A 24,870-nucleotide genomic window follows, 5' to 3' on the forward strand; every position below is an offset into this window, starting at 1 on the left:
ATTATTTTTTTTTCAAAAATAAGTTTTTAAACAATAACTACATTAAGTTATATATACTATTTCTTAACTCTTTTTTCATTCTGCTTTACAAACGCTGCCCATCCTGTATAATTTTTACCGCCAACCACTCTACCTGAATTGTAATGATGGCAAACCGCTGCTGCTAAACCATCGGTAGCATCTAAGTTTTTAGGTAAGGTTTTTAAATTTAATAAAGACTTTAGCATTAACGCGACTTGCTCTTTACTAGATTTCCCGTTACCAGTAATTGCCATTTTTATTTTAAGTGGTGCGTATTCTGTAACAGGAATATCTCTTGACAATGCTGCTGCCATAGCAACACCTTGTGCACGCCCTAATTTTAACATCGATTGTACATTTTTACCAAAAAAAGGTGCTTCTAAAGCAACCTCATCTGGGTGATAGGTATCTATCAGCTCAATTGTTCGCTCAAAAATTAATTTTAGTTTAATATAATGGTCGTCGTATTTTTTTAAAATCAATTCATTCATTTGAACGAATTCCATTTTTTTACCTACAACTTTTATAATTCCAAATCCCATGATACTTGTACCTGGGTCGATACCTAATATGATTTTTTCTGTCTTCAAATTTTATTGTACTTTGTACAAACACAAAACTAATCAATTAAATCTTTTATGAGCGTATTTGGTTTACGTACTTCAAATCCTGCTTTTAACCGTTTCTTTTGGAAAAAACAATACAATAACTCTAAAGCAAAAATGTCAGTTGGTGGCATTATCTTAAAATCGCTTTTAATGTTATGCTTAGTTGTTGCTACAGCGTCTTATACATGGCATTTATTTTTTAACGGAGTAACTACCTATCTATGCTTTAGCAAAAGGATTTTTCTTAGGCGGAATTAGCGCTATTGCACATCAACGTTTTCCGAATTTACCTTTTCAAGCTATCGGAGTTACCTTGGTTACCTTTTTTGTTATGTTACTACTTTATAAATGGAAATTAATTCGTGTAACCAGAAAATTTAGAGCTATCATTATTACTGCCACAGCAAGTATTTTCATGTTTTATTTTATTGGATGGATTTTACGTTTTATAGGTATTAATGTTCCGTATTTATGGGGAACTTCTTGGTTTGCAATCATATTTAATGTTATTGCTGCAATTATTGCTTCTTTTAGCTTACTCCTCGATTTTTATTATATCGATAAACAAGTAAGTAGATACTCAAAAGAGCGTGAATGGTTAGCTACTTGGGGCTTATTAATAACATTGATTTGGTTGTATGTAGAGGTTTTACGGTTGATGAAAAAATTAGCGACACGGTAGAATTTTTCTATTTTCATTCTTTAAATCCACTTCTTTATTCCTACAAATGGGGCTCTTATTCCCTTTATTTTCTTTCATGTTTCATTTTATTGTTTCTTTAAACTAAGAAAACAATAAAATATAATTTTAACCAATCTAAAATTAACTATTATGTCACAAAGAATCTCAATCCATTGTACATCTACCAAATCAACAGGTACTTATCCAAAAAGTAGTTTTACTTTTGGTATTGATGCTAATAGAAATCAAATATTAGTAGCAACCCCATTAAGTGCTACAATGAGTGCAATCAATGGAAACCCAAATAAAATGCCTTATAACCTAACAATTATTGTTGGTATTGATGCCGATTATAATGGAAACCCAAATTTATATTATGATGACTCACTCTCAGCTTTTATTGTAGAATTTGATTACCAACACACAGTAGTCCCTAATACACTTCATCAATGGACTATCACTGTTGAAAATGGAGATGGAAGAATTCTCAAAGGTCCTCACCAACCTAAAGTATATCTTTCGGATACATATCAAACATCAAGTGAAATAATTATTAATGGAGATGGTACAGAAACTTCTAAGGGTACTGAAGTTGTTTTTGATGAACCACCAATGGGTGGTAAATAATAAATAAAAAAATGTTTTGAAGATATTCAGAACATTTTTTTTTACATTAGAGATACTCTAACCAGTACCTTTTTTTTTAAATGTTTTATAAATTAACCTATATCTTAATTTCATTCTTTTGTTTTTCTCTCTCTGCACAAAAAAAAAAGTCTATTTACTCTGATATACTAGAGTATTCTTTAAAATTTGAATCTGAGCCTTATTTAAAAAAATCTTCTGTCTTTTTTGCTGATAAAAAATGGGATTCAATACTTATTTATACTCAAAAACAATTGAAAAAAAATAACAATATCGATATAAAAAATCTTTGTTATTATTTAAGAGGGGTTAGTTTTTCTAAAAAAAAAATGTTCACCGAATCTGAAAATCATTTGAAATTAATTTCAAATGATTTTAAATTTCATAACATTACTGAATTCTATCTAGCCTATGTTAATATGTCTCTATATGAATACAATAAAGCTATAACACATCTACTTCCACTTTCTAAACTACCTAACGAAAAGATTATATATTTCAATAAAAATAAAATTTTAAACAATTTAGCTCTATGTTTTTATTTATTAGAAAAATTTGATAAATCTGAATTTTATTTTAAACAATTTAATCAAAACACCAAAGACACATTAAAACTAATAATGAACTATAGTAATAGAGCTAATTTATACTACAAAACCCCTAAAAATCATGAAATAGCTATTAAATATTTTAAAAAAGCATATAACATCTCTAAATATTTAAATGATTTTAATTTGAAAAGAAAAGCCGCGAAGAATATGGCCGTGATTGAAGAAAATCGTAAAAACTTTGAAAAGGCTTTAATATACAGAAAAGAGTCTCAACAATGGAAAGATTCTTTAAACGATCAAAATAAAATTTACGAGGTTGCTAAACTTGAAAAAGAATTTGCCGTTAAGGAAAAACAAAAAGAGGTAGATATATTACAAGTAAAAAATGAACTACAAGCAACGCAACGTAACATCTTTTTATATGCTGCTATTGGCTTATTAATTTTACTAAGCATTAGTTTTTATTTTTACAGAGAAAAAGTAAAGCGCAATAAAATAATCGCACATCAAAAAGAAAACTTAGATGTTTTAAACGCTACAAAAGACAAGCTTTTCTCTATTGTTAGTCACGATTTAAGATCATCTGTAAATGCATTAAAAAGCAGTAATATTGTTTTATTAGATAATTTGGCTTCTAAAAATATTGTTGCCCTCGGTAATTTATTGAAAAAAAATAGCGCTATTGTTAACGGAGCTTATGGTTTGTTAGATAACTTGTTGCATTGGGCATTGTCGCAAACCAAACAAGGGTATTTTGAAATAACTGGTACCCGTTTATTTTTTATGGTTGAGCAAATGGCATATAACTACAAACCTTTAATGCTTGAAAAAAACATCCAGTTTGAAAACAAAGTACTAAAGAAAGCCATTGCTTTTGCCGATCAAGAGTCATTAAAATTGATTATTAGAAACTTACTAGATAACGCCATAAAATTTTCTACTAAAGATGGAATCATCAAAGTATATTCAAGAAACAAACAAGAAGGTTATTGCGATTTAATTGTTAAAGATACAGGTATGGGAATGAGTAATGATACTCGTTTAAAACTTTTAGAAGATACCTTACTTTTATCTAAAAAAGAACATGAAACTGTTATTGGAACCGGATTAGGATTGCAATTATGTAAAACAATGATTAAAAAAAATAATGGTAAATTCTCTATAGAAAGTGAATTAGGTATAGGTACAAAAATGATTGTATCTTTACCTAAAAAACAAGATAATGGATAATGTTAATGTATTTATTATAGAAGACACGCCTGCTGAAAGCGATCGTTTAATTAAAGTGCTAGAAGCCAATAATTATAACGTTACAGGAGTTGCCCGAAATTTTAAAGAAGCATTAACTAAATTTTACCAAGTAAAGGTTGACATTGTTATTATAGATATATTTTTAAATGGTGTAGCTGATGGTATTTCTTTTGCAGAAACAATTAGTATTATTCCTGAAGCAAGCAAACCTTTTGTTTTTTTAACAAGTTCAACAGATCGTGAAATTTTTAAAAGAGCAAAACTAACGCAACCTTTTAGTTATTTAATGAAACCTTTTAATGAATTAGAAGTGCTATATGCCATAGAAATGGCAGTAGAAAAATTCTATGCGCAAACAGATGTTTTTTTAGATGATGAAGAAGATACTATTATAAGCGATGAATATTTATTTATAAAAAAAGGTAAGTCTTTAAAAAAAGTACGTATTTCTGATATTATTTATATTGATGTAGAGGAAAAGTATTGCAATATTATTACTGAAAAAGAAAAATTTGTAATCCTTATTTCATTAACAAAAATTCTAAAACTTTTAGATAACACTATTTTCTATAGAACACATCGAAATTTCATTGTTAATGTTGAAAAGATTATTGAAATTATTCCAGCAGATAATCTAATAATCCTACAAGGAAATCATAAAGCTACCCTTAGCGAAAAATATAAGAGTTTTTTAAAAAATGTACGTACCTTAAAATAAAAACGTCATTACAAGGAACAAAGTAATCTATCCACAGCAAAACAAAAACTTAATAGAGAAACTACTTTAGTACGTTGCACTTCTTTCGCAATGACGAGAAACAGTAAAAAACGTCATTACGAGGAACGAAGTAATCTCTAAATAGTAAAGCAAGAATAGCTATAAAATCTCATGCCCTTTTTTTCCTTTCTTATGGAAAAGAAGCTTCTCTTCGTTCCATTTTTTTTAATTACCTCCTATTCCTAAAGTAATTTTATATCAGAAATAAGACGCTAGCATATATTATTTCACTGTTTTTAAATAATTACAATTGTAGAAACCCAACCGTGTTTTCGGTAAATATTATAACTACACTTTACTATTTAACAACTAACCAAACTTATATTTAAATGGAGCAGTAACCATTTTAAAAACGTGGCGGAATCCGAAAAGCCTTACGAGTAGGAGTACTAAAATTATTAATCATGTCAAATACTATTAAAATTACAAAATGTGATAATCAACTTATTTTAACAGCTTTTCAATGGAGTAATAGTTACGAAATTTGCAACCTAAAAGCTGCTTCTAACCTTGATTATAATATTACTATTAAAGAAGGTCCTTATAATGGTCCTGCTACTCAAGACTCACCAATTGTTCATCTTCCTAAAGGAGATTACAACTTAGTATATACAGGAATTAACTGGGGAGGCCCTTATAATTTTGAGTTTAAAATAAATGACGGACAACCTTATCAATTGTTAAATAACCCAAATAAACCATTAGTTGGCGTAATCTGGTCATTAGGGAATAATTCTATCTCTTTTAATGTAGCAAAAGAAACTGCAGCAGTAGTTTAATTCTTAATTTTTAAAATAAAATATTATGTCAACAACAATAAACACCGCAGTAGAAACAGTATATTTTAAAGGTACAATGGGCTTTGTTCCGAACCTTTTAGCAACTATCGTTAATTTTTCTTTATTAGTACATCCAGAAAATCATACCGTAAGCGGAACTGTTACAATTAATGTAGGTACTGATAAGAAAACATATACAGGTAAAGTAACTGGTACTGTTTACTCAACTGGTTATGGTGATATCGTTCGAGTACTAAGCTTAAATGGAAGTATTCCTTCTGATAACAAATTAACTCCACTTCAATTTCCTTTTGAAGCAAACATGGCCTTAAAAGCTGACTGGAGTGGTACTGGAGGTTTTTCTTTTCAAGGATACCACGAAGAAAAAGTACCTGTAAAAGCAGATACTTTTAATTTATAAACCTAAAACAAAAGTTATGTCATTTCAATTAAGGAATGGTAAAAAATTAAATACTACTATTACAGTAAAAAACCTCAGATTTTAAAATCTGAGGTTTTTTTAATTTATTATAGAATGTAGTAATATATTACTCTTTATACCCTAACATATCATCAATCGTATTTGCTGTTACCGAATGGTAGTTTGATCTTGATTTCTTATAAATAGCTAATCCTTCAGCAACTTTGTTACTATCTTTATAAGCTTTAAAAATAGTTGATACATACCAACGTCTACCAACACTTGTTAAGAAAGCTTCAATAGTAGCATCTACATTATTACCTCTATAATTATGTGTTATTGCTTTTTCAAACCAAACCATTGCAATGTATGAATTGGTTGAATTTGTTAAATTAAAAGTATCATCAAGTGTTGTTAATTGCTCAACTGTAATTTCTTTAGGAAAATTACGAACAAAGTGTACCCACTCTTGCGTTGTCCAATCTTTTGTTAAGCTAGCGTCAATCTTATTTTTAGTTATAAATTCAGATAGTATTTTTTCTACACTGCTAAATTTATCAGAAGTAATTATAGCTTGGTTTTTTGGTACACCTGGTTTATAAATCCATTCTTTTGTATTAAATTCAATCGTATTTTTTTCTAAAAGATTCGTATTTAAATACGCTATAAACTTTTCTGTAGTCATTGTAGAAAAAGCATGTGTCTTAAAATAATTTTTCAAAAACACATCAAACTTTTCTCTACCTACAGTTTCTTCTAAAGTTCTAAGAAATAAGTATCCTTTATCATAAGCGATACTATTCATTCCGTCATCAGGATTACGACCTTTTAAATCAAGCTTTAACTTAGTATCATTAGGAGCATCTTTAAAACCTTCTAATTCATCTTCTAAATCTTGTCTTCCAATAAGTGCTAACATATTAGCTCTATCCTTACCATATAAAGCTTCCATAATACGTAGTTCAAAATAAACAGTAAAACCTTCGTTTAACCAAAAATCATCCCAAGTTGCATTTGTTACTAAATTACCTGACCACGAATGTGCTAATTCATGCGCTATTAAAGAAGTTAAACTCTTATCTCCTGCAATGACAGTAGGTGTAGCAAATGTTAAACGCGGGTTTTCCATTCCTCCAAAAGGAAAACTAGGTGGCAAAACAATAACATCAAACTGCTCCCAGTCATAATCTCCATATAAGTTTTCGGCAGCTGAAACCATTTTTTCCATATCAGAGAACTCTTCATGAGCTTTAGCTAGCATCGATTTTTCTGCATAAATTCCTGTTCTTTTACTAACAGCTTTGTATTCTATATTTCCAACTGATAATGCTATTAGGTATGGAGAAATAGCTTGTTTCATTTTAAAATTATAAACGCCATCTGCAGTTTTAGTTTTTGGATTCTCTGCACTCATTACAGCCATTAATGATGATGGTACTTTTACTGTTGCATTATAAGTAACTCTAACTTGTGGGCTATCTTGTATTGGTATCCAAGTACGTGTTAAAATAGCTTGTCCTTGTGTAAATAAAAACGGATCTGTTTTGTCTGCTGTTTGCTGCGGACTTAACCATTGTAAAGCTTCCGTTTTACTGGTAGTATTATAGTTTACTGTTACCGTTTTTGTATTTTTAGTAATAGGAATTTTTAAAGCTTTACCTAGTTCTTTATTAAAATCTCCAAAAGAAAATTCAACTTTTTCTCCATCAGCTAGTACACTATGAATTTTTAAGAACTTCGTATCTAATATTATTTCTGAAGCTTCATTATTTGTAATATTATATGTTGCGCTTCCTTTAATCTGCTTTGAATCGAAATCAACATCAATATCTAAGTTTAAATGTGTAACAACCGCTTCGTTAGGTTTAGAAAACGAATGTGGTTCTTCTACATATTTTTTTACTTTTTTTTCTTCTTTATTTAAATCTGAACAACTTGTTATACAAATTAAGATTAAGAAACTTAATAGATTTATATTTTTCATGATGTGGTTTTGTGACACGAAAGTATTATTATATTTTATAATATTCATTTTATTGAATTAATATTTTTAATCCTTTTTAAAAGCTACCTCTAATAAAAAAACTACATCATTTCCCGTAAACATTATAGCTAGCTTTAAAATACACTTGTAAGTATTATTTAAAATTCATTCTCTGTTTTCCCCTTCTTATGTATAAATTTTAGAGCCTCATTCCTTTTTTATAAATCTTCAACAAGCTAAACTACTTTTAAAAAAGAAAGCAAATAATCCTTTTTATAACCTCAAAACTTACGAATATGAATGTATTAACTGTAAAATTTAAAAATGAAAGTAAATTACCTGATTCTGATGTATCTATTGGGTTTGTTCCTGGTGGAGCCAATGCCTTTAATTTAAGTTATTCTGCTGGAAAAGATATTTTACCTCTAAATGAAACTAAAGAAAACGGTAATTGGTATAAATTAGAAGAACTACAAGATGGTGTTCAAATTGAAAACTTTAGTGGTCGTATTTACGTGTCTTATGGAGAAACATGGAAAGTTTTAAAAAATGATTACGAACCTGCTCAAAACATTACAGATCCAAATTTCTTTCTTCGTTACGATAAAATGGAACTAACTTTTAATGGAGATCCTGCTGATGTTGCCGATTTAACAAGCATTGATTATTGGAGTATTCCTATGAAATTAGAAACTTTTTATAAAAACACTTCAGTTCAAACTGATTTAGGAAATAAAAAAGGAGTTACTTCAAGTCAAATATATAATGCATTAAATATATTAACTACTCCACCAAAATCTGGGCAATCAAATGCAAAACCAGCTTTAGTTCCTGGTACATTTAAACAAAATGCTAATCAACCTGGATCTGGATTTGCTCGTATTATTGGCCCTTCTTCATATCCACCAATTGGAGGAGTTCCAGTGATTCCGTATAATCTTTTTAATGATTATTTAACTTTTTTAAATGAAAACTTCGGAAAAACTCCGATTGCAAACCCAATCATAATTGAAGGGTTAGGTAATGGAATAATTGCTACTATTTCTGGGCATTTTAACGGAGTTGGTCCTAATGTACCTTCTTCTGGACCGCAAAGCGCTCAAGATTATGATTTAAAAGCTTCTATTGATGCTGATTTAAATGTAACCTTAAAAGGTAAAATAGGTGGCACAGAAACTACAATGGAGTTTACAAAAGCTAACCTTATTAGCCCTGTAGGTATTTATGGAGCAAATGCAGCGTTTTCTTTAAATAAAGGAAGTGAAGAAAATCCTGCAAATGATGTTTATGGATGGATTACTGGTGATTTACTTGCTGGGTTTAATATCGGTGCTATAGGCTCTGTTACAGAAATAAATCAGGAAAAAGTTGGAGCAATGAAAAGTAGTAGCTGGTTTAGTAAAGTACCTAACACAAAATTATTTTCGAACTTACAAAGTAAAACTACGAATTACAATCAATATGCGGCAGCTTTACAGCCATTATCTGATGCTTATAACTTTGCATATTCTGATCGTTTTTCAGCAGTTCAAATATCTTTAAATCCAGCTACAGTTGATGAATTACAATTATCGTTTTTTAACGTAGAAACATTACTATAAAAGTAAAAAGAAAAGCAGATTTTAAAAATCTGCTTTTCTTTTATATTTCTAAAGATGTAAATTTAAATGTATTACCATCAAACAACCCTTTATCAGATAACTTTAAAGATGGAATTACTAATAACGCCATAAATGATAAACTCATGTAAGGTGCACGTAACGTGCTTCCCATTTGTTTAGCCATTTTATCTAATTCAGCATACGATTTACCTATTTCTTCAGCCGATTTATCACTCATAATCCCTGCCACTGGCAATGAAACTATTTTTTCTTCTGACTTAGTAACAGCACAAACTCCGCCTCTATTCTCAATTAATAAATTTACAGCCCTACAAATTGCTTCATCAGAAACACCAACGGCTATTATATTATGTGAATCATGCCCTACAGAACTTGCGATTGCTCCTTCTTTTAATCCAAAATTCTTAATAAATGCGATTGAAGGTTCAGCATTTTTATAACGATTTACAACCGTCATTTTTAACACATCATTTTGGGTATTTGAAACTAAATTTCCGTCTTTTATTAAAGAGTTTGCTTCAATTTCATTGGTTACCAATTCTCCATCTAAAGCCTCAATAACTCTAATTTTTTCTGCAGATGATTTAAATTCAAAATCAGTAACATTCTTTTTATCTGTATCAAAATTATTCAATACTTCAAAATCTACTGATTTTACAAATGATTCTCCGTTTTCACTAACTAATTCACCGTTTATATACGTTTGTAAAACATTAAATTTTTCTAAACTATCAACAACAATAAAATCGGCATCATCTCCTTTCTCTAATAAACCAACATCTAAATTGTAATGTTTTACTGGGTTAATACAGGCAGCTTGCAATACTTTAAAAACATTAACACCTTTCGATACTGCGCGCTCACATAACTGGTTAATATGCCCGACTAATAAATCATCTGGATGCTTGTCATCTGAACAAAACATCATATTTTCAAAATGATCAGGCAATAAATCAATTAAAGCCTCAAAATTTTTGGCGGCACTACCTTCACGAATAATAACTTTCATTCCTTTTTGAAGCTTCTCTAAAGCTTCTTCGTAGGTAAAGCATTCGTGATCGGTTGTTATACCTGCCGATATGTATTTAGTTACATCATCACCTCTTAAACCTGGCGCATGCCCATCTATAGGTTTGTTATTATTCTTAGCGTGTTGAATCTTTTTTAAAACCTCTTCATCGTCAAACAAAACACCTGGATAATTCATCATTTCAGCCAGGTATTTAATATCCGGATTTTCCATCATCAATTTTATGTCATCCGAATCGATAATAGCACCTGCACTTTCAAAAGAGGTAGCTGGCACGCATGATGGTGCTCCGAAATTAAATTTTAACGGAACTTTCTTTCCGTTTTCAATCATAAAATCAACACCTTTAACTCCTAATACATTTGCTATTTCATGCGGATCAGAAACAGTAGCCACTGTTCCGTGTGTTACAGCTATTTTTGCAAATTCTGATGGCACTAACATTGAACTTTCAATATGAATGTGCGCATCTACAAACCCAGGAATAATAAAATTTTCTTGAGAATGATTTACTTCTCGAATCTCTTTGATTTTACCATCTACAACCTCAACCGTTCCCTTATAGATTCGTTTATTCTTTACATCAACTATATTTCCTTGTATAATCATATCATGTTATAAAAACTGTTGTTAATTCACTAAGAAATCAACCACAATAAATTTATTTAATTTCTCTTATTTTTATAAGCTCAGTAACCTCTAATACATTACCATACTCAGCTGCAAACCCATCAAGGGCTTTTGGTAACATCTTACCTTTTACCTCTACAAAAACAGATGTGTACGGCTTTTTATTTTTTGTTAGCTTATCATATTTTTCTCCTACTAAATTTTCACTATCTAAAAACCAAACACCTAGTTTATAACCTTCTATTTCTATAGAACTTACCTCGTGCCCAACTACTAACTTTCCTTTATAAGTTTTTATTACTACCGCTGTTTTTTTATCAAAAACTAAGTAATCTGTATCTGAAAAATATAAATGCAAGATATTATTATCTATTATTTTTCTTTTATTTGTTTTTCTTAAAATCGACAAATAGGCATCTTCTTCTTTCATTATCTCATCTGAACAAAGCATTTCTGTCGAAGCTATACTTTTTATTAAGATAGTTGCATCTATAGTACTTTCTTTATATGCTCCAAAATAAGAGTTACATCCAGCATACCCATTTAATTCTTTTTTAAAATCTAAGTTTATAGTAACCTCTTCATTTTTTTTTATAAACTCACCATTAATTTGCTTCCCTTTATAAATCCATTCGGTATTTTCTAACGATTTTATTTCTTTAATTTCTTCACCTTTATCAGTAATTCTCTTATCTAAATTATTACTAACTTCTTTCTTTTTATTATTACAAGCTATACTTATTATTGTTAGTAAAAATAATAATATTCCTATTCTTTTTATCTTCATACTTTTTAAAATATCTAATATCAATTCGGGTATAAAATAATTGTAAATAAATATACTTTAATTTCCGCTAGTTTAAGGCATAAAATTGAAACGTAGCCTTAGTTCTGTTTCAATTTTATAGGCGAATAAATACTAGAAAAGTAAACGTATTTTACCGATTATATTATATCTGAATTAATCTGATTTTACATCAGACGAAATATAAACAAAAAAAGCATCCAAAATTGGATGCTTTTCTATATAATATATAAAAATATTAAAGGGCGTATCTTTGCGGTCCACCTCTTCTTATTTCTTCACTAGCATATTCTTCAAATTGTTTAAAGTTTTCTCTAAATGCATTTGATAATTTGAATGCTGTTTTGTAATATAATTCATCGTTATTCCAAGTTGTTCTTGGACTCAAAATAGCATCTGGAACTCCAGGACATGTTCTTGGTTGTGCTACACCAAAGACAGAATGAATATGATAGTCTTCATAAGTATAATCACCTAAATCACCATTAAGTACTGCGGTAATCATTGCTCTAGTATATTTTAATGCCATTCTTTTACCAACACCATATTGACCACCAGACCAACCTGTATTAACTAACCAAACATTAACTCCAGCGTCTTTCATTTTTTTACTTAACATCTCAGCATAACGCGTAGGATGTAATGGCATAAATGGTGCCCCAAAACAAGCTGAAAAACTTGGTACTGGTTCTGTTACTCCTGCTTCTGTACCTGCTACTTTAGCAGTATACCCTGAAATGAAGTGATATGCAGCTTGACTAGGTGTTAACTTAGAAATAGGAGGCAATACTCCAAAAGCATCTGCTGTTAAGAAAAATATATTTTTAGGGTTCTCTCCTGCTGAAGGAACTCTAATGTTTTCAATATGATGAATAGGATAACTTACACGTGTATTTTGTGTAATTGATGTGTCATGAAAATCTACATTTCCTGCTGCATCCATAACTACGTTTTCAAGAATTGCTCCTTTTTTAATAGCTGCGTATATCTCTGGTTCTTTATCTTTAGAAAGATCAATTACTTTAGCATAACATCCTCCTTCAAAATTAAATACAGTATTCTCTGATGTCCAACCATGTTCATCGTCTCCAATTAAACTACGGTTAGGGTCAGTAGATAAAGTTGTTTTTCCTGTACCTGATAATCCGAAGAAAATAGCAGTATCACCTTCTTTACCAATATTTGCAGAACAGTGCATTGGTAATGTGTTTTTAAACACAGGTAAAATAAAGTTTAATGCAGAAAAAATTCCTTTTTTGATTTCACCAGTATAACCAGTTCCTCCAATTAAAGCAATCTTTTTCTCGAAGTTTAAAATAGCAAAATTATGCTGACGTGTTCCATCAACTTCTGGGTTTGCCATAAAACCAGGAGCATTAACTACTGTCCATTCAGGAGAAAAATCTTTTAATTCTTCTGCCGTTGGGCGTAAAAACATGTTGTAAGCAAACATGTTACTCCAAGGATATTCATTTACAACTCTAATATTTAACTTATAGTTTTCATCTGCACATGCATAACTATCACGTACGAAAACTTCTTTGTTAGAAAGATAATCTGTTACCTTATTATATAGTTTGTCGAATTTATCTGAATCGAAAGGTATGTTTATATCTCCCCACCAGATTTCATCTTTTGTTATATCGTCTTTAACGATAAAACGATCCATTGGTGAACGTCCAGTAAATTCACCCGTTTCAACAGCTAATGCTCCTGAACTAGAATTTACTCCTTGTTTTTTTTCAATCGTTGTATCGTGTAATTCGTCTGATGTTAATTGATAACGAATCGTAGCTCCTTTAATTCCTAAGTTGTCTAACGAAATCGTTTTCGTATCAAGATTTTTCATCTTAAATTAATTTAGTTGTGTTTAATTTGACACAAAAATAGTTCTTTTTGATTAAATTTATTAGTCATTGAAAAAAATTATCAACTATTCTTTTTAATAACTTTTTTTGAAAACTGGAAAAACAGCATAGACCAACCTATTATTAACAAAACACCTCCTAGTGGAGTTACAAACCAAATTGATTTTGCTGGTACTTTTAACAAATGAATTACATAAATAGATCCCGAAAACAATATAATTCCTCCAATTAAGAAGAAACTAATTGTATTTTTTTGTTTTAAACTAAACTCTTTAAATGTATTTGCAAAGAGTAGTAATAAAACATGGATAAACTGATATCTTACTGCTGTTTCAAAACTCTGCATGGCTTCTGGCGTTAATTTCGACTTTAAAGCATGTGCACCAAAGGCTCCAAGAACCACAGCGACGATTCCTAATAGCGATGCTATTGTTAAATTTTTATACATTTACTCTGTTTTTGTTTAATTTTAAACTTTTTTAACGATATTGTGGGCTCAAATTTTAAGTTAACAAAAATACATTATAAATGAGAAATATATTAATTATTGGCGCTGGTAGATCGAGTTCGTCTCTTATAAAATATTTACTAGATAAATCGACACAAGAAAATCTACAAATAACTATCGGTGACGTTTCAGTTGAAAATGCTAAAGCTATAATTAATAATCATAAAAACGCAACTGCTCTACAGCTAGATGTTTTTAATACAGAACAACGTGTTGATGCTATAAAAAAAGCAGATATTGTTATTTCTATGCTTCCTGCACGTTTTCATATTGAGGTTGCTAAAGATTGTGTTACCTATAACAAACACATGGTTACAGCTTCTTATGTTTCTGACGAGATGAAAGCTTTAGATAAAGAAGCTAAAGAAAAAGGGCTTGTTTTTATGAACGAGATTGGCTTAGATCCAGGAATAGATCACATGAGCGCAATGCAAATTATTGATAGAATTCATGAAAATGGTGCTAAAATGTTGTTGTTTGAGTCTTTTACTGGTGGTTTAGTTGCTCCTGAAAGCGATACTAATTTATGGAACTATAAGTTTACTTGGAATCCTAGAAATGTAGTATTAGCTGGGCAAGGTGGTGCAGCAATGTTTATTCAAGAAAACACTTACAAATATATACCATATCATAAATTATTTAGAAGAACAGAGTTTTTAGATATTGATGGGTATGGTAAGTTTGAAGGATATGCAAATCGTGATTCTTTAAAATACAGAAGTCTTTATAACCTTGAAAATATACCTACAATGTACAGAGGTACTATTAGAAAAGTAGGTTTTTCTAGAGCTTGGAATGTTTTCGTTCAATTAGGAATGACTGATGACACGTATACTATTGAAGATTCTGAAAACATGACGTATCGTGATTTCACTAACTTATTTTTAGCATACTCTCCTACCGATTCTGTAGAACTAAAGTTTAGATTATCTCTAAAAATAGATCAAGATGATATTATGTGGGATAAATTTTTAGAATTGGATATCTTTAATCCAACTAAAAAAATTGGCCTTAAGAACGCTACTCCTGCACAAATGCTACAAAAAATACTTTCTGAAAAATGGACGCTTGAAGCAAATGACAAAGATATGATTGTTATGCAGCATAAGTTTGGATACGAACTAAACCAAGAAAAGTATCAAATAGAAAGTAGCATGGTTATTAAAGGTGATGATCAAACATATACTGCAATGGCTAAAACAGTTGGTTTACCTGTTGCAATGGCTGCCTTAAAAATATTAAATAAGGAAATTACAACTCCTGGTGTTCAATTACCTATTAAAAAGGAAGTATATGAACCTATTTTAAAAGAATTAGAGGAATACGGAATTACTTTTGTAGAAAAAAAAGCACCTTATTTAGGTTATAATCCTGAAAGAATAAAGGGATAAATTTTATTCATTTTTAATAACCTTTTTATACATAAAGTAAAAATCAGCACTTAAATAAGTGCTGATTTTTTTTTTTGCATTTAAAAAGATAATAATTTAAAAGGCATCTCCTTCACATACTTGAACTAGTTTACAAAGTACTTCATCTACATGACAAACACACCCTGGAGGGCACCATAAGTAATTTAAATTACAACCAGGAATTCCTAGTCCTCCATTAATCTCTTTTTGCGCTGCTTTATTTAAAACAGCTCCTAAATTTGAAATATTTTTTAGCATCTTGTAAGTTTTTTGACTTTCTCAAAACTATATGATATAAAACTAAAACAGCGCAGAAAAACCGTAATAAAAGTAAGTGAAAACCATAATATTTACACTAAAATAGAGATTATAAATTATTTCAATAAAAAAGTGAAAAATTTCTAATATCATCACTTACTAAATCATTTAGTCAATATCTCTTTTTTCTACACATTTCAATAAAAAAATGTGATTATTGTTACATAATTATCTACAATTATAAATTATTTTTGTTTCTAAATTTATTTCTATATGGAAGACATGATATTTTATGATAGATTGCAATTTGCATTCACTATCACATTTCACTACATATTCCCGCAATTAACAATGGGATTGTCTTTAATCATTGTTTATTTTAAATGGAAATACTTAAAGAACAAAATAGAATCGTATAATAATGCAGCCAAGTTTTTAATGAGCATTTTTGCCATTAATTTTACAATGGGTGTGGTTACAGGAATACCAATGGAGTTTCAGTTTGGTACTAACTGGGCTAAATTTTCTGAACTTACAGGCTCCGTTATTGGACAAACCTTAGCCATGGAAGGAATGTTTTCATTCTTTTTAGAATCTTCTTTTTTAGCACTCTTTATTTTTGGTGAAAAGTTAATGGGGCAAAAACTACATTTCTTAACCGGTTTTTTAGTCTTTTTAGGTTCGTGGGCTAGTGGTTGGTTTATTTTAGCTACTAATGCATGGATGCAACACCCTGTTGGGTATGAAATTTTAGAAAACGGAAAGTTTGTATTAGATAATTTCTCTGCTCTTTTTACCAATCCTTGGTTATTACCTGCCTTTTTACATAATCAAGTAGCCTCTGTTACCACCTCATCTTTTGTTGTTGCCAGTATTGGTGCCTTTTATATTCTTAGGAATAAGAATTTAAAATATGGTAAGTTATTTTTAAAAACAGGCGTAATATTTGGTCTAGTTTCAAGCTTGCTTTTAGCTTTTCCAACGGGAGATTGGAATGCTAAAAATGTAGCAAAATACCAACCTGCATCTTTTGCTGCAATGGAAGGGATATTTGAAACTGAAGAAGCTGGTGCCGAAATTGTTTTAATAGGACAACCTAATATGGTTGAAAAAAAATTAGATAATAAAATTGCTGTTCCAAACATATTAAGCTTTTTAACATATCAAGAATGGGATAAACAAGTACCTGGAATGGATCAATTTAAAGAAGAGGAACTTCCCGACAATGTTCCTGCACTTTATTACTCGTATCATATTATGGTTGGTTTGGGTACAATTTTTATAGCAATAATGAGCTTGGCTGTCTTCTTTTTATGGAGAAGAAAACTTTACACCCTAAAACCTTTATTGTGGATTATAATGTTCTTAGTTCCGTTTCCATATATTGCAAACATCACAGGCTGGTATACCGCCGAACTTGGAAGACAACCATATTTAGTTTATGGCTTACTTAAAACAAGTGACGGAATTTCACCTACCGTTTCATCTGGTAATACTTTATTTACTCTTTTAGGTTTTGTTGCTTTATATATGCTACTTGGAGCACTTTTTTTAGTATTAGTTGGTAAAACAATTCACCAAGGACCTAAACATCAAACACATTAATTATGGAAATATTTTGGTTTATAATAATTGCAATTGTTTTAGCTGTCTTTTTTATACTAGATGGGTATGATTTCGGAGCTGGTATTATCCATTTGTTTATGGCAAAAACAGAAAAAGATAAAGAACTAATTACTAAATCAGCAGGTTTGTTTTGGGACTCTAATGAAGTTTGGCTTGTAGCTGCTGGTGGAATGCTATTTATGGCCTTTCCAACGTTTTACGCATCGATATTTAGCGGTTTTTACCTTCCTTTAATAATTGTATTGTGGCTAATTGTATTTAGAGCTATTGGTTTAGAATTTAGAGGTCAGTTTAAATATCAGATGTGGAAAGATATTTGGGACAAATCATTTGGAGTTTCAAGCCTATTACTAGCCTTGTTTTTTGGCATTGCTTTAGGAAACGTTGTTAGAGGTGTAAATTTAGGCGGTGTAAAAAATGGCGTTTCAAGTTATGAAGGGCATTATTTTTTCTTACCCCTTTGGGATAGTAGTTTTAGCCCACTTAGCGAAACCCCTGGTGTTATTGATTGGTTTACTATTGTTATAGGATTAATTGCAGTGGTTACTTTAGCTATTCATGGCGCTAATTGGATTGTTTTAAAAACAAACTCTTCAATTAATCAAAAGCTAAAGAAAACAGTTTTTAAACTAAATATTGTCTTAGCTATATTAACCATATTCTCATTAGTAATCTGGCAAATTGTAAACCCTAATTCATTAAATAATTTTACGAATACTCCATACTTATTAATATTCCCTATCATTTATTTAACTGGGTTAATTGGATTATTTTTTATAAAAAAAATGGATAAAGAAATACATCCTTTTGTATTTTCTACGTTATTAATACTTGGAGGAATAACCTCTTCACTAGCCTCTATATTTCCTGTAATTTTACTTTCTACAAATAACGTAAACGAATCATTAACCATATACAACACAGCTACAACAGCATACGGTTTATCTGTAGCTACGTATTGGGGTGTTATTGGTTTTATACTGCTTTTTGTATACATGATTATTCAAAAGAAAATAATGGGCGGTAAAATAGATAAAATGGATTATGGTCATTAAATGTAAATAATTATGACAGCAACCTTAATATTTCTAATTAGTATTTTTATTGGTATACTTGGAGCTAATATTACCGGATTCTATTTAAAAAAATATTCTTTTGGTTTTACAGGAAACACCATTGCAGGTGTTTTTGGTAGTGTATTCTTAAATAAATCATTCGGTCGATTAGGTTTTAGTCCTAAGTATATAATTGAGCTTAATAATATTAACACTACCCTGTTTATTATCAATATAATCGTGTCTTTTTTAGGTGGCATACTTGCTGTATTCTTAATTTACAAAATAAAAAATAAGATGAATAAAGCCTAACTATGATTTACTGCCTAAACATCTAAACGAACATAAAGTAAAATTCATTTATAACGGTCAGTATATAATTATCTATATTTAATTGGAACACCTTAAAGAATGTCTGGTTAAGCATAGTCGAAACCTACTTTTTACAGGCTAATAGTTCTCGACTGCGCTCGAACCGACAACAAGAATCATGTTAACCACATAAAAAACAAACACTTAACAACATATATTTAACTACTAACTTCTATTCATTTATTTATTTAAGAAAACTTATTTAACTTTACTCGAAACTTATTTTCGAATAACTTCGTTAATTATTGATATGACAAACTAAAACTCTACTTAACAGAAAAAGTTAAACACAATAAGAATTACTCGAATTCCATAATAAAAATCATAACGAATGGCTACAAATTTGATTGAATATATTAAACGCTATGTAGATATTTCTGAAACTGAAATTAACCTATTCAAATCCTATTTAAAACCAAGAGTTTTAAAGAAAAAAGAGTTTTTACTTAATGAAGGTCAAATTTGTAAATCGAGATATTTTATAACCAAAGGCTGTGTAAGACTATACTACATTAGTAATAAAGGAAACGAGCAAATTATACACTTTGGAATTGATAATTGGTGGATTACAGATTATGAGAGTTTAATAAACAAAACACCTTCTAATTTATACATTCAAGCAACAGAGAACACAACACTTCTCGAACTAACCCAAGATAAATTTGATGAGCTATGCTTAAAACTACCACAAACAGAGCAGTTATTTCGAAAAATAATGGAAAAAAGCTATATCGCCTCCCAAAAAAGAATTGAATACATGTTTAGCTTAACAGGAGAAGAGTTGTTTAATGACTTTATTACTGCCAACCCTGATTTTACCAAAAGAGTACCTCAATACATGATTGCCTCCTATTTAGGCATGTCTCCTGAATTTGTTAGTAAGATAAAAAGAAAATAATTACACTTCTTAATCTTGATTAAGATTTACATTTTAACAATCGGTTAATTTTGCATTAAACCAATTTAAAATGAAAAAAATTATTTTAATCTGCATTATTAGTCTTAGCGCTATTAGCTGCTCAAAGCAAAAAAATAGTGATTCTAATAAGACCAATAATTTAGAAAATTTAACGCAAAATCACATTATGAAAAAAGTAATAGATAAAAATTTACCAACAATAGGTATACTTATATTTGAAGGGGTAATTATTAATGAAGTAGTAGCTCCTTTAGATGTATTTTCAAATCCGAATTCAAAAAACAAACACCTTTTTAACGTAATAACAATCGCTACCGAAAACAAAACCTATACCAGTGCTCATGGTTTAAAAATAACTCCTGACTATCTTATTGACAACATACCAAATTTAAAAGTTTTAGTAGTGCCTAGTTCTTATAACCCAGCCGATCAAACATCTAACAAGAAACTAGTTAATTTTATAAAAGAACAGCATAAAACAACTGAATATATTGCAAGCCATTGTGCAGGTGCTTTTTTAATAGGTGAAACAGGAATAGCAGACGATAAAGAAATAGTAACTTACGTAACAGGTGGAGCGCAATTAAAAGCTGATTATCCTAAATTAAAAGTTGCTGATGACGCCACTACTTTAGTTGTTCAAGATGGAAAATTTATTTCATCTAACGGAAGTTTAGTAAGCTATGTTGCTTCTTTTGATCTATTAGAAAAGCTAACAACTAAAGCGCATAGAAAATTTGTTGAATCTTCAATTCTTTTTGATAGAATAAGTAAAGAGTAAAATTCCTAACTAATAACGAAGAAAGCACAAGTCTTAATGGTTTGTGCTTTTTTTGTATTTTAGTACTTACCCAAAAGCAGTACGTATTATCATCACTTTTACAACATCTTCGCTATAAAAAATAAAGACAATGACATTTAACGAAATTTGGAATAAGAATAAAAGTCATTTACTAAACTTTATTAAAACTAAGATTAGCACAAAGCATATTGCAGAAGATATTTTACAAGAAGTTAGCCTTAAACTTTACGATAACCTAACTAAAAAAACAGTTATAAAAAACTATAAAAATTGGCTTTTTCAAGTTGCTAGAAATACCATTGCTGATTATTATCGAAAAAATAAAAAGCATACCGAAATAATTCTAAATACCTCAGAAATTAGTATTAACTCAAGTGCTTGTATATGTGATTTATCCGAATTTGTTATTAAAAATTATTTACCCGAAGAATATAGCACCCCCCTTTATTTAAGTGATATTGAGCAAAAAAAGCAACAAGAAATAGCCGAAATACTAAATTTATCTTTAACAGCAACAAAGTCGAGAATACAAAGAGCACGAAAAAAATTAAAAGAATTAATTACCAATTGTATTGATATATCCTACAATAAAAAAGGACAAATTTCTGACTTTCAACTAAAAACCAACTGTGAACTTCCACAAGAATTAAAAGATGAAATAAAAAAAATAAACTTAATGCCTTAAACCTGCATCTTTTTACTTGTACTATACGTCTACAAGAAAAAGTAAACAGATGAAACATAAAATAGTATCTTTAGCAGTAGTACCTTTCTTATTAATTTTAACAAGCTCTTTTGGTTATTTAACCATTACAAATCAATGGAATTTTGAAATAGCCTCCTTTTCTATTTTCTTATTTACCTTAATATATATTTTAATTTTAGAGCGAATTATTCCGCTAAAACAAAATTGGAACGCAACCAAACAAGATATTTGGTCCGATATTAAACACTTTATATTTTCGGTAGCTATATTTGACGCTTTAGGAAAAATGATTGCGTTATCATTTGTTGTTTTTTTGCAAAAAAAATTATTTATTCTAAATAATTTTTGGGATTCTGTACCTTTTATCGCAACCTATATTATAGCAAACTTAATTGGTGAATTTCTTCCGTATCTATATCATCGAGTTAGCCACATTGGGAATACGAATTCGTATTTAAGTACTTTTTTATGGAAAACACATGCTATTCATCATTTACCCTCTAGTTTAAATTGGTTTAAAACAAATTGGATTCACCCATTTAATATGCTCTTAAATACATTATTTAAAATAACACCTATTTTACTTTTAGGCTTTAGTAAAGAAATTATCTTTTTGGTAGGTATTACACATATCGTAATTGCTTACATTTCTCATGCTAATATTAAAACAGAAAAAAGTTTTTTAGATTATATCATTGTAACCCCACAAGTACATCATTTTCATCACAGTAAAAAATTAGAAGAAACTAAAAACTTTAGTAATATATTTCCTTTTTGGGACTTACTATTTGGCACTTATTATAACCGAGATGGAGTCGTTGAAAAAGTTGGAATCGTAGAAAGCACCTCTATAGATTACCCCAAAAACACCGAATATGTTAAACAACTTACATTCCCCATAACAACTTTAAAAAATTGTTGCAAATAAAATTGAACGGTGTTAATTGATACGATAGCGATTAACACAGTTTTTCGTTATTAACTTTCTGTAAATAAATTGATTTAGTTTGACTACTTCCCTATTTACTTTTACTTTTGCAAAAAAAATAAAACCAATTAAGATTATAACCAATGTTGAAAAACTCAATCATTTATAAAATTATTTTTTTACTTCTAACCCTTCAAGCTAATATTGCAAATGCCCAAAACGTATTTAAAACTCCTTATGGTAGTAATAAAGCCGTTGGTAAATATGTTACCCTAAATAAAGCTAAAATTTATTATGAAGAATATGGTAAAGGTGAACCTTTACTAATAATACATAGTTGTGGTACAGATATTAAAGCAATGGAGTATCAAATTAATTACTTTAAAGATAAATACAGAGTAATTACTGCTGACAGTAGAGGGCAAGGAAAATCTGAATTAAAAACAAGAAAATTAACCTACGGTAAAATGGCTAAAGACTGGGAAGGTCTTATTAAGCATTTAAAATTAGACTCGGTAAATATTCTTGGTTGGAGTGATGGCGGAATAACTGCTTTAAAAATAGCGATCCGTAACAAAACTAAGATTAAGAAAATAGTTACAATGGGCGTTAATTTAAGAATTGACAGTACTGCTGTTAATAATTGGGCTATAAAACAAGTTAAAGAAATGCGTAGTGAATCCTTAAAAAAGATAAAAAAAGGAGATACTTCTAGAGACTGGAAAACTGAATTACAATTAGATAATTTAATTTTAAATCAAAAAAGTATAAGCCATGCTGATTTAAAAAAAATTACATCAGAAGTTCTAGTTATTGTTGGAGATAGAGATATTATTAAAAACGAACACGCACTCGAAATATTTGATAATTTACAAAAAGGGCAACTATGTATAATTCCTGGTTCTAACCACGGAACGCCTCGTAATAATTCGAAAATATTTAACGAGATTGCCAATAGGTTTCTTACCAAAAAATTTAGTTATCCAAAAAACAACTAATTACAACAAGAAATAACTTACAAAAAAGAGGAACAGTTTTATAAAACTGTTCCTCTTTTTTTTTACATTTTTAAATAAAAATCTTTTGTAAGATTAATATAATCATCTGTATATCGGTGCCGTTCTTTCTCTATAACTAACTCTTCTTTTTTAACTTCTTTTTCATTAAAAGAAAACGTAAGTAAACTTCTTTTTATCTCGGTATTTTCATTGCCCTTTACATGGCAAGCCTTATTTAAAAACAAATGAAATTTCTTTGCTAATTCCACAAAACCATCTTCTTCTTTATAAGGTATAACAACTGAGAATAGTCCATTTTCTGATAGAATTTCAGAGACTCCTTTTAATAATTCTTCAAAAGATAATGAAGAGGTAAAACGTGCTTTATTACGAGCTTCGTTTGTTGTTTCAAAATTATCGGTATAAAACGGCGGATTTGAAACAATAACATCATATTGTTCTTCTTCTTCAGCTATTTCTTTTGCAAATTCAACAAAAGAAGTATTGTAACAAAACAAACGATCTCCCCAATCTGATTTTTCAAAATTATCAACTGTTTGCTCATAAGCATCAGCATCTATTTCAACAGCATCAATAGTCATTGCATCACTTCGCTGAGCAAGCATTAACGAAATAACACCAGTACCCGAACCAATATCTAAAACCGTATCTGGGTATTCTCCTAAAGAACACCAAGCGCCTAACAAAACTGCATCTGTGCCAATTTTCATAGCCGTTTTATCTTGATGTACTGTAAACTCTTTAAATTTAAATGGCTTCATTTATAAAAATCTTCCAATTATTTTATCTGCATTAAAAAACAAATACAAAACAACTATTAGCACCGCTATTAAATACAATCCTTTTTTAGGTTGTGTTTTTTTTCTGTTACCAAAACGTCTTTTAAATTCCATTTTTTATTTTACTATTAAATTACTCTTATTTTTAAAAAACTATGCTAATTTCGTTGCGCGTAGCATTTCTCTTTTTCCTGGAGGGCCAGGTAAACGCTCTACCGTAAACCCAACAGCTTGCATTGCACGTCTTACACTACCTTTTGCCGAATAGGTTACTAAAATTCCGTTTTCTTTTAAAGCCTCAAACATACGTTTAAATACTTCTTCTGTCCACAAATCTGGTTGATGTTCTGCCCCAAACGCATCAAAATATATTAAATCAAATTGTTCTTTATCATCAATATCCTTAAAAAACTGTTGTCGCTTTGTTAAACTAAAGTTTTGTGTGATTCTATGTTTTTCTTCCCAAGGCAGCGCGTGCATTTTATTAAAAACAGCTTGCTCATTTTTAGCCTTTAACTCAGTAACATAATTTAATTTTAGTACTTCTTCTGCTATAACAGGGTATGCCTCTACTCCAACATAATTTATAACTTTACTATTTTCTAAAAAAGTTATGAAACAATTTAAACCTGTACCAAAACCAATTTCTAAAATAGAAATTTCTTCTTTTTTTTGTAATTCTAATCCGTTTTTTATAAAAACATGATATGCTTCTTGTATAGCACCATGTTTAGAATGGTATTGCTCATTCCAATCTGGTAAATGAATTGTTGTAGAGCCATCGGATGTAATAATTATTTCTCTTTTCAAA

General features: G+C 29.7%; 27 protein-coding genes. 17 read left to right on the plus strand and 10 right to left on the minus strand.

Annotated elements, in window-relative coordinates; translation table 11 throughout:
* Window positions 1-56: 56 nt before the first annotated feature.
* On the minus strand, window positions 57-611 hold the full coding sequence (ruvC, locus tag H518_RS0103950) for a crossover junction endodeoxyribonuclease RuvC (RefSeq protein WP_028887860.1): 555 nt from the start codon (window positions 609-611) through the stop codon (window positions 57-59).
* 48 nt (window positions 612-659) lie between these two features.
* On the opposite strand from ruvC, the gene H518_RS21380 reads away from it, so the two are divergent.
* The 7 genes from H518_RS21380 to H518_RS0103980 all read left to right on the plus strand — a co-directional run bounded on the left by H518_RS21380 (window position 660) and on the right by H518_RS0103980 (window position 5,736).
* Window positions 660-887, plus strand: a complete 228-nt coding sequence (locus tag H518_RS21380) for a Bax inhibitor-1/YccA family membrane protein (RefSeq protein ID WP_240472486.1) — start codon at window positions 660-662, stop codon at window positions 885-887.
* Between the two features lie 4 nt (window positions 888-891).
* A complete protein-coding gene (locus H518_RS21385; protein ID WP_240472492.1) occupies window positions 892-1,311 on the plus strand; it encodes a Bax inhibitor-1/YccA family membrane protein in 420 nt (139 codons plus the stop codon).
* Between the two features lie 150 nt (window positions 1,312-1,461).
* Entirely contained in the window at window positions 1,462-1,938 is a 477-nt protein-coding gene (locus H518_RS0103960) for a hypothetical protein (protein ID WP_028887861.1), read from the plus strand.
* Window positions 1,939-2,285: 347 nt separating this feature from the next.
* A complete protein-coding gene (locus tag H518_RS0103965; RefSeq protein ID WP_240472487.1) occupies window positions 2,286-3,737 on the plus strand; it encodes a tetratricopeptide repeat-containing sensor histidine kinase in 1,452 nt (483 codons plus the stop codon).
* On the plus strand, window positions 3,730-4,476 hold the full coding sequence (locus tag H518_RS0103970; RefSeq protein WP_028887863.1) for a LytR/AlgR family response regulator transcription factor: 747 nt from the start codon (window positions 3,730-3,732) through the stop codon (window positions 4,474-4,476). The genes H518_RS0103965 and H518_RS0103970 overlap by 8 nt, the downstream gene beginning before the upstream one ends.
* A 464-nt stretch (window positions 4,477-4,940) precedes the next feature.
* Window positions 4,941-5,315, plus strand: a complete 375-nt coding sequence (locus H518_RS0103975) for a hypothetical protein (protein WP_028887864.1) — start codon at window positions 4,941-4,943, stop codon at window positions 5,313-5,315.
* Between the two features lie 25 nt (window positions 5,316-5,340).
* Window positions 5,341-5,736 carry a DUF1842 domain-containing protein gene (locus H518_RS0103980; protein ID WP_043706449.1) on the plus strand — a complete coding sequence of 132 codons (396 nt, stop codon included), beginning with the start codon at window positions 5,341-5,343 and terminating at the stop codon, window positions 5,734-5,736.
* A gap of 127 nt (window positions 5,737-5,863) precedes the next feature.
* On the opposite strand, the gene H518_RS0103985 is transcribed toward H518_RS0103980, so the two are convergent.
* Complete coding sequence (locus tag H518_RS0103985; RefSeq protein ID WP_028887866.1) at window positions 5,864-7,720, minus strand: hydrolase/aminopeptidase; 1,857 nt, start codon at window positions 7,718-7,720, stop codon at window positions 5,864-5,866.
* A gap of 296 nt (window positions 7,721-8,016) precedes the next feature.
* Here H518_RS0103985 and H518_RS0103990 point away from each other — a divergent pair, with 296 nt between their 5' ends.
* Entirely contained in the window at window positions 8,017-9,321 is a 1,305-nt protein-coding gene (locus tag H518_RS0103990; protein ID WP_028887867.1) for a beta-1,3-glucanase family protein, read from the plus strand.
* Between the two features lie 40 nt (window positions 9,322-9,361).
* On the opposite strand, the gene ade is transcribed toward H518_RS0103990, so the two are convergent.
* The 4 genes from ade to H518_RS0104010 all read right to left on the minus strand — a co-directional run bounded on the left by ade (window position 9,362) and on the right by H518_RS0104010 (window position 14,123).
* Window positions 9,362-10,981 (minus strand): adenine deaminase, encoded by a 1,620-nt coding sequence (gene ade / locus H518_RS0103995; protein ID WP_028887868.1) that lies wholly within the window; start codon window positions 10,979-10,981, stop codon window positions 9,362-9,364.
* A 52-nt stretch (window positions 10,982-11,033) separates the two neighbouring features.
* Window positions 11,034-11,789, minus strand: a complete 756-nt coding sequence (locus H518_RS20370; protein ID WP_051263654.1) for an META domain-containing protein — start codon at window positions 11,787-11,789, stop codon at window positions 11,034-11,036.
* Window positions 11,790-12,045: 256 nt separating this feature from the next.
* On the minus strand, window positions 12,046-13,656 hold the full coding sequence (gene pckA / locus H518_RS0104005; protein WP_028887869.1) for a phosphoenolpyruvate carboxykinase (ATP): 1,611 nt from the start codon (window positions 13,654-13,656) through the stop codon (window positions 12,046-12,048).
* 80 nt (window positions 13,657-13,736) lie between these two features.
* Window positions 13,737-14,123, minus strand: coding sequence for a DUF423 domain-containing protein (locus H518_RS0104010; protein WP_028887870.1), 387 nt, complete (start codon window positions 14,121-14,123; stop codon window positions 13,737-13,739).
* A gap of 80 nt (window positions 14,124-14,203) precedes the next feature.
* On the opposite strand from H518_RS0104010, the gene H518_RS0104015 reads away from it, so the two are divergent.
* A complete protein-coding gene (locus H518_RS0104015; RefSeq protein WP_028887871.1) occupies window positions 14,204-15,574 on the plus strand; it encodes a saccharopine dehydrogenase family protein in 1,371 nt (456 codons plus the stop codon).
* Window positions 15,575-15,670: 96 nt separating this feature from the next.
* On the opposite strand, the gene H518_RS0104020 is transcribed toward H518_RS0104015, so the two are convergent.
* Window positions 15,671-15,853 carry a hypothetical protein gene (locus H518_RS0104020; protein WP_028887872.1) on the minus strand — a complete coding sequence of 61 codons (183 nt, stop codon included), beginning with the start codon at window positions 15,851-15,853 and terminating at the stop codon, window positions 15,671-15,673.
* Between the two features lie 273 nt (window positions 15,854-16,126).
* Between H518_RS0104020 and H518_RS0104025 the strand changes: the two genes are divergently transcribed.
* From H518_RS0104025 to H518_RS0104060, 8 genes are all read left to right on the plus strand, one after another.
* The gene (locus H518_RS0104025) at window positions 16,127-17,458 is read left to right on the plus strand and encodes a cytochrome ubiquinol oxidase subunit I (protein WP_028887873.1); all 1,332 of its coding nucleotides are present in this window, start codon (window positions 16,127-16,129) and stop codon (window positions 17,456-17,458) included.
* Window positions 17,459-17,460: 2 nt separating this feature from the next.
* Window positions 17,461-18,534 carry a cytochrome d ubiquinol oxidase subunit II gene (gene cydB, locus H518_RS0104030; RefSeq protein ID WP_028887874.1) on the plus strand — a complete coding sequence of 358 codons (1,074 nt, stop codon included), beginning with the start codon at window positions 17,461-17,463 and terminating at the stop codon, window positions 18,532-18,534.
* A gap of 12 nt (window positions 18,535-18,546) precedes the next feature.
* On the plus strand, window positions 18,547-18,846 hold the full coding sequence (locus H518_RS19200; protein WP_043706450.1) for a hypothetical protein: 300 nt from the start codon (window positions 18,547-18,549) through the stop codon (window positions 18,844-18,846).
* 391 nt (window positions 18,847-19,237) lie between these two features.
* Window positions 19,238-19,804 (plus strand): Crp/Fnr family transcriptional regulator, encoded by a 567-nt coding sequence (locus H518_RS0104040; protein ID WP_028887875.1) that lies wholly within the window; start codon window positions 19,238-19,240, stop codon window positions 19,802-19,804.
* A gap of 187 nt (window positions 19,805-19,991) precedes the next feature.
* A complete protein-coding gene (locus tag H518_RS0104045; protein WP_240472488.1) occupies window positions 19,992-20,606 on the plus strand; it encodes a DJ-1/PfpI family protein in 615 nt (204 codons plus the stop codon).
* Window positions 20,607-20,736: 130 nt separating this feature from the next.
* A complete protein-coding gene (locus H518_RS0104050) occupies window positions 20,737-21,312 on the plus strand; it encodes a sigma-70 family RNA polymerase sigma factor (protein ID WP_028887877.1) in 576 nt (191 codons plus the stop codon).
* 49 nt (window positions 21,313-21,361) lie between these two features.
* Entirely contained in the window at window positions 21,362-22,261 is a 900-nt protein-coding gene (locus tag H518_RS20375; RefSeq protein WP_051263655.1) for a sterol desaturase family protein, read from the plus strand.
* A 143-nt stretch (window positions 22,262-22,404) separates the two neighbouring features.
* Window positions 22,405-23,259, plus strand: coding sequence for an alpha/beta fold hydrolase (locus H518_RS0104060; protein WP_043706452.1), 855 nt, complete (start codon window positions 22,405-22,407; stop codon window positions 23,257-23,259).
* Between the two features lie 62 nt (window positions 23,260-23,321).
* Here H518_RS0104060 and H518_RS0104065 read toward each other — a convergent pair whose 3' ends face one another.
* From H518_RS0104065 to mnmD, 3 genes are read right to left on the minus strand one after another with little or no spacing between them, the layout of a single operon-like run.
* Window positions 23,322-24,041, minus strand: coding sequence for a tRNA1(Val) (adenine(37)-N6)-methyltransferase (locus tag H518_RS0104065; protein ID WP_028887879.1), 720 nt, complete (start codon window positions 24,039-24,041; stop codon window positions 23,322-23,324).
* The gene (locus H518_RS21480; protein ID WP_262509207.1) at window positions 24,042-24,173 is read right to left on the minus strand and encodes a hypothetical protein; all 132 of its coding nucleotides are present in this window, start codon (window positions 24,171-24,173) and stop codon (window positions 24,042-24,044) included.
* Window positions 24,174-24,212: 39 nt separating this feature from the next.
* Complete coding sequence (gene mnmD / locus H518_RS0104075) at window positions 24,213-24,869, minus strand: tRNA (5-methylaminomethyl-2-thiouridine)(34)-methyltransferase MnmD (protein WP_028887880.1); 657 nt, start codon at window positions 24,867-24,869, stop codon at window positions 24,213-24,215.
* Window position 24,870: the final 1 nt, after the last annotated feature.

The sequence above is a fragment of the Tenacibaculum ovolyticum DSM 18103 genome (genome assembly GCF_000430545.1).
Lineage (GTDB): Bacteria > Bacteroidota > Bacteroidia > Flavobacteriales > Flavobacteriaceae > Polaribacter > Polaribacter ovolyticus.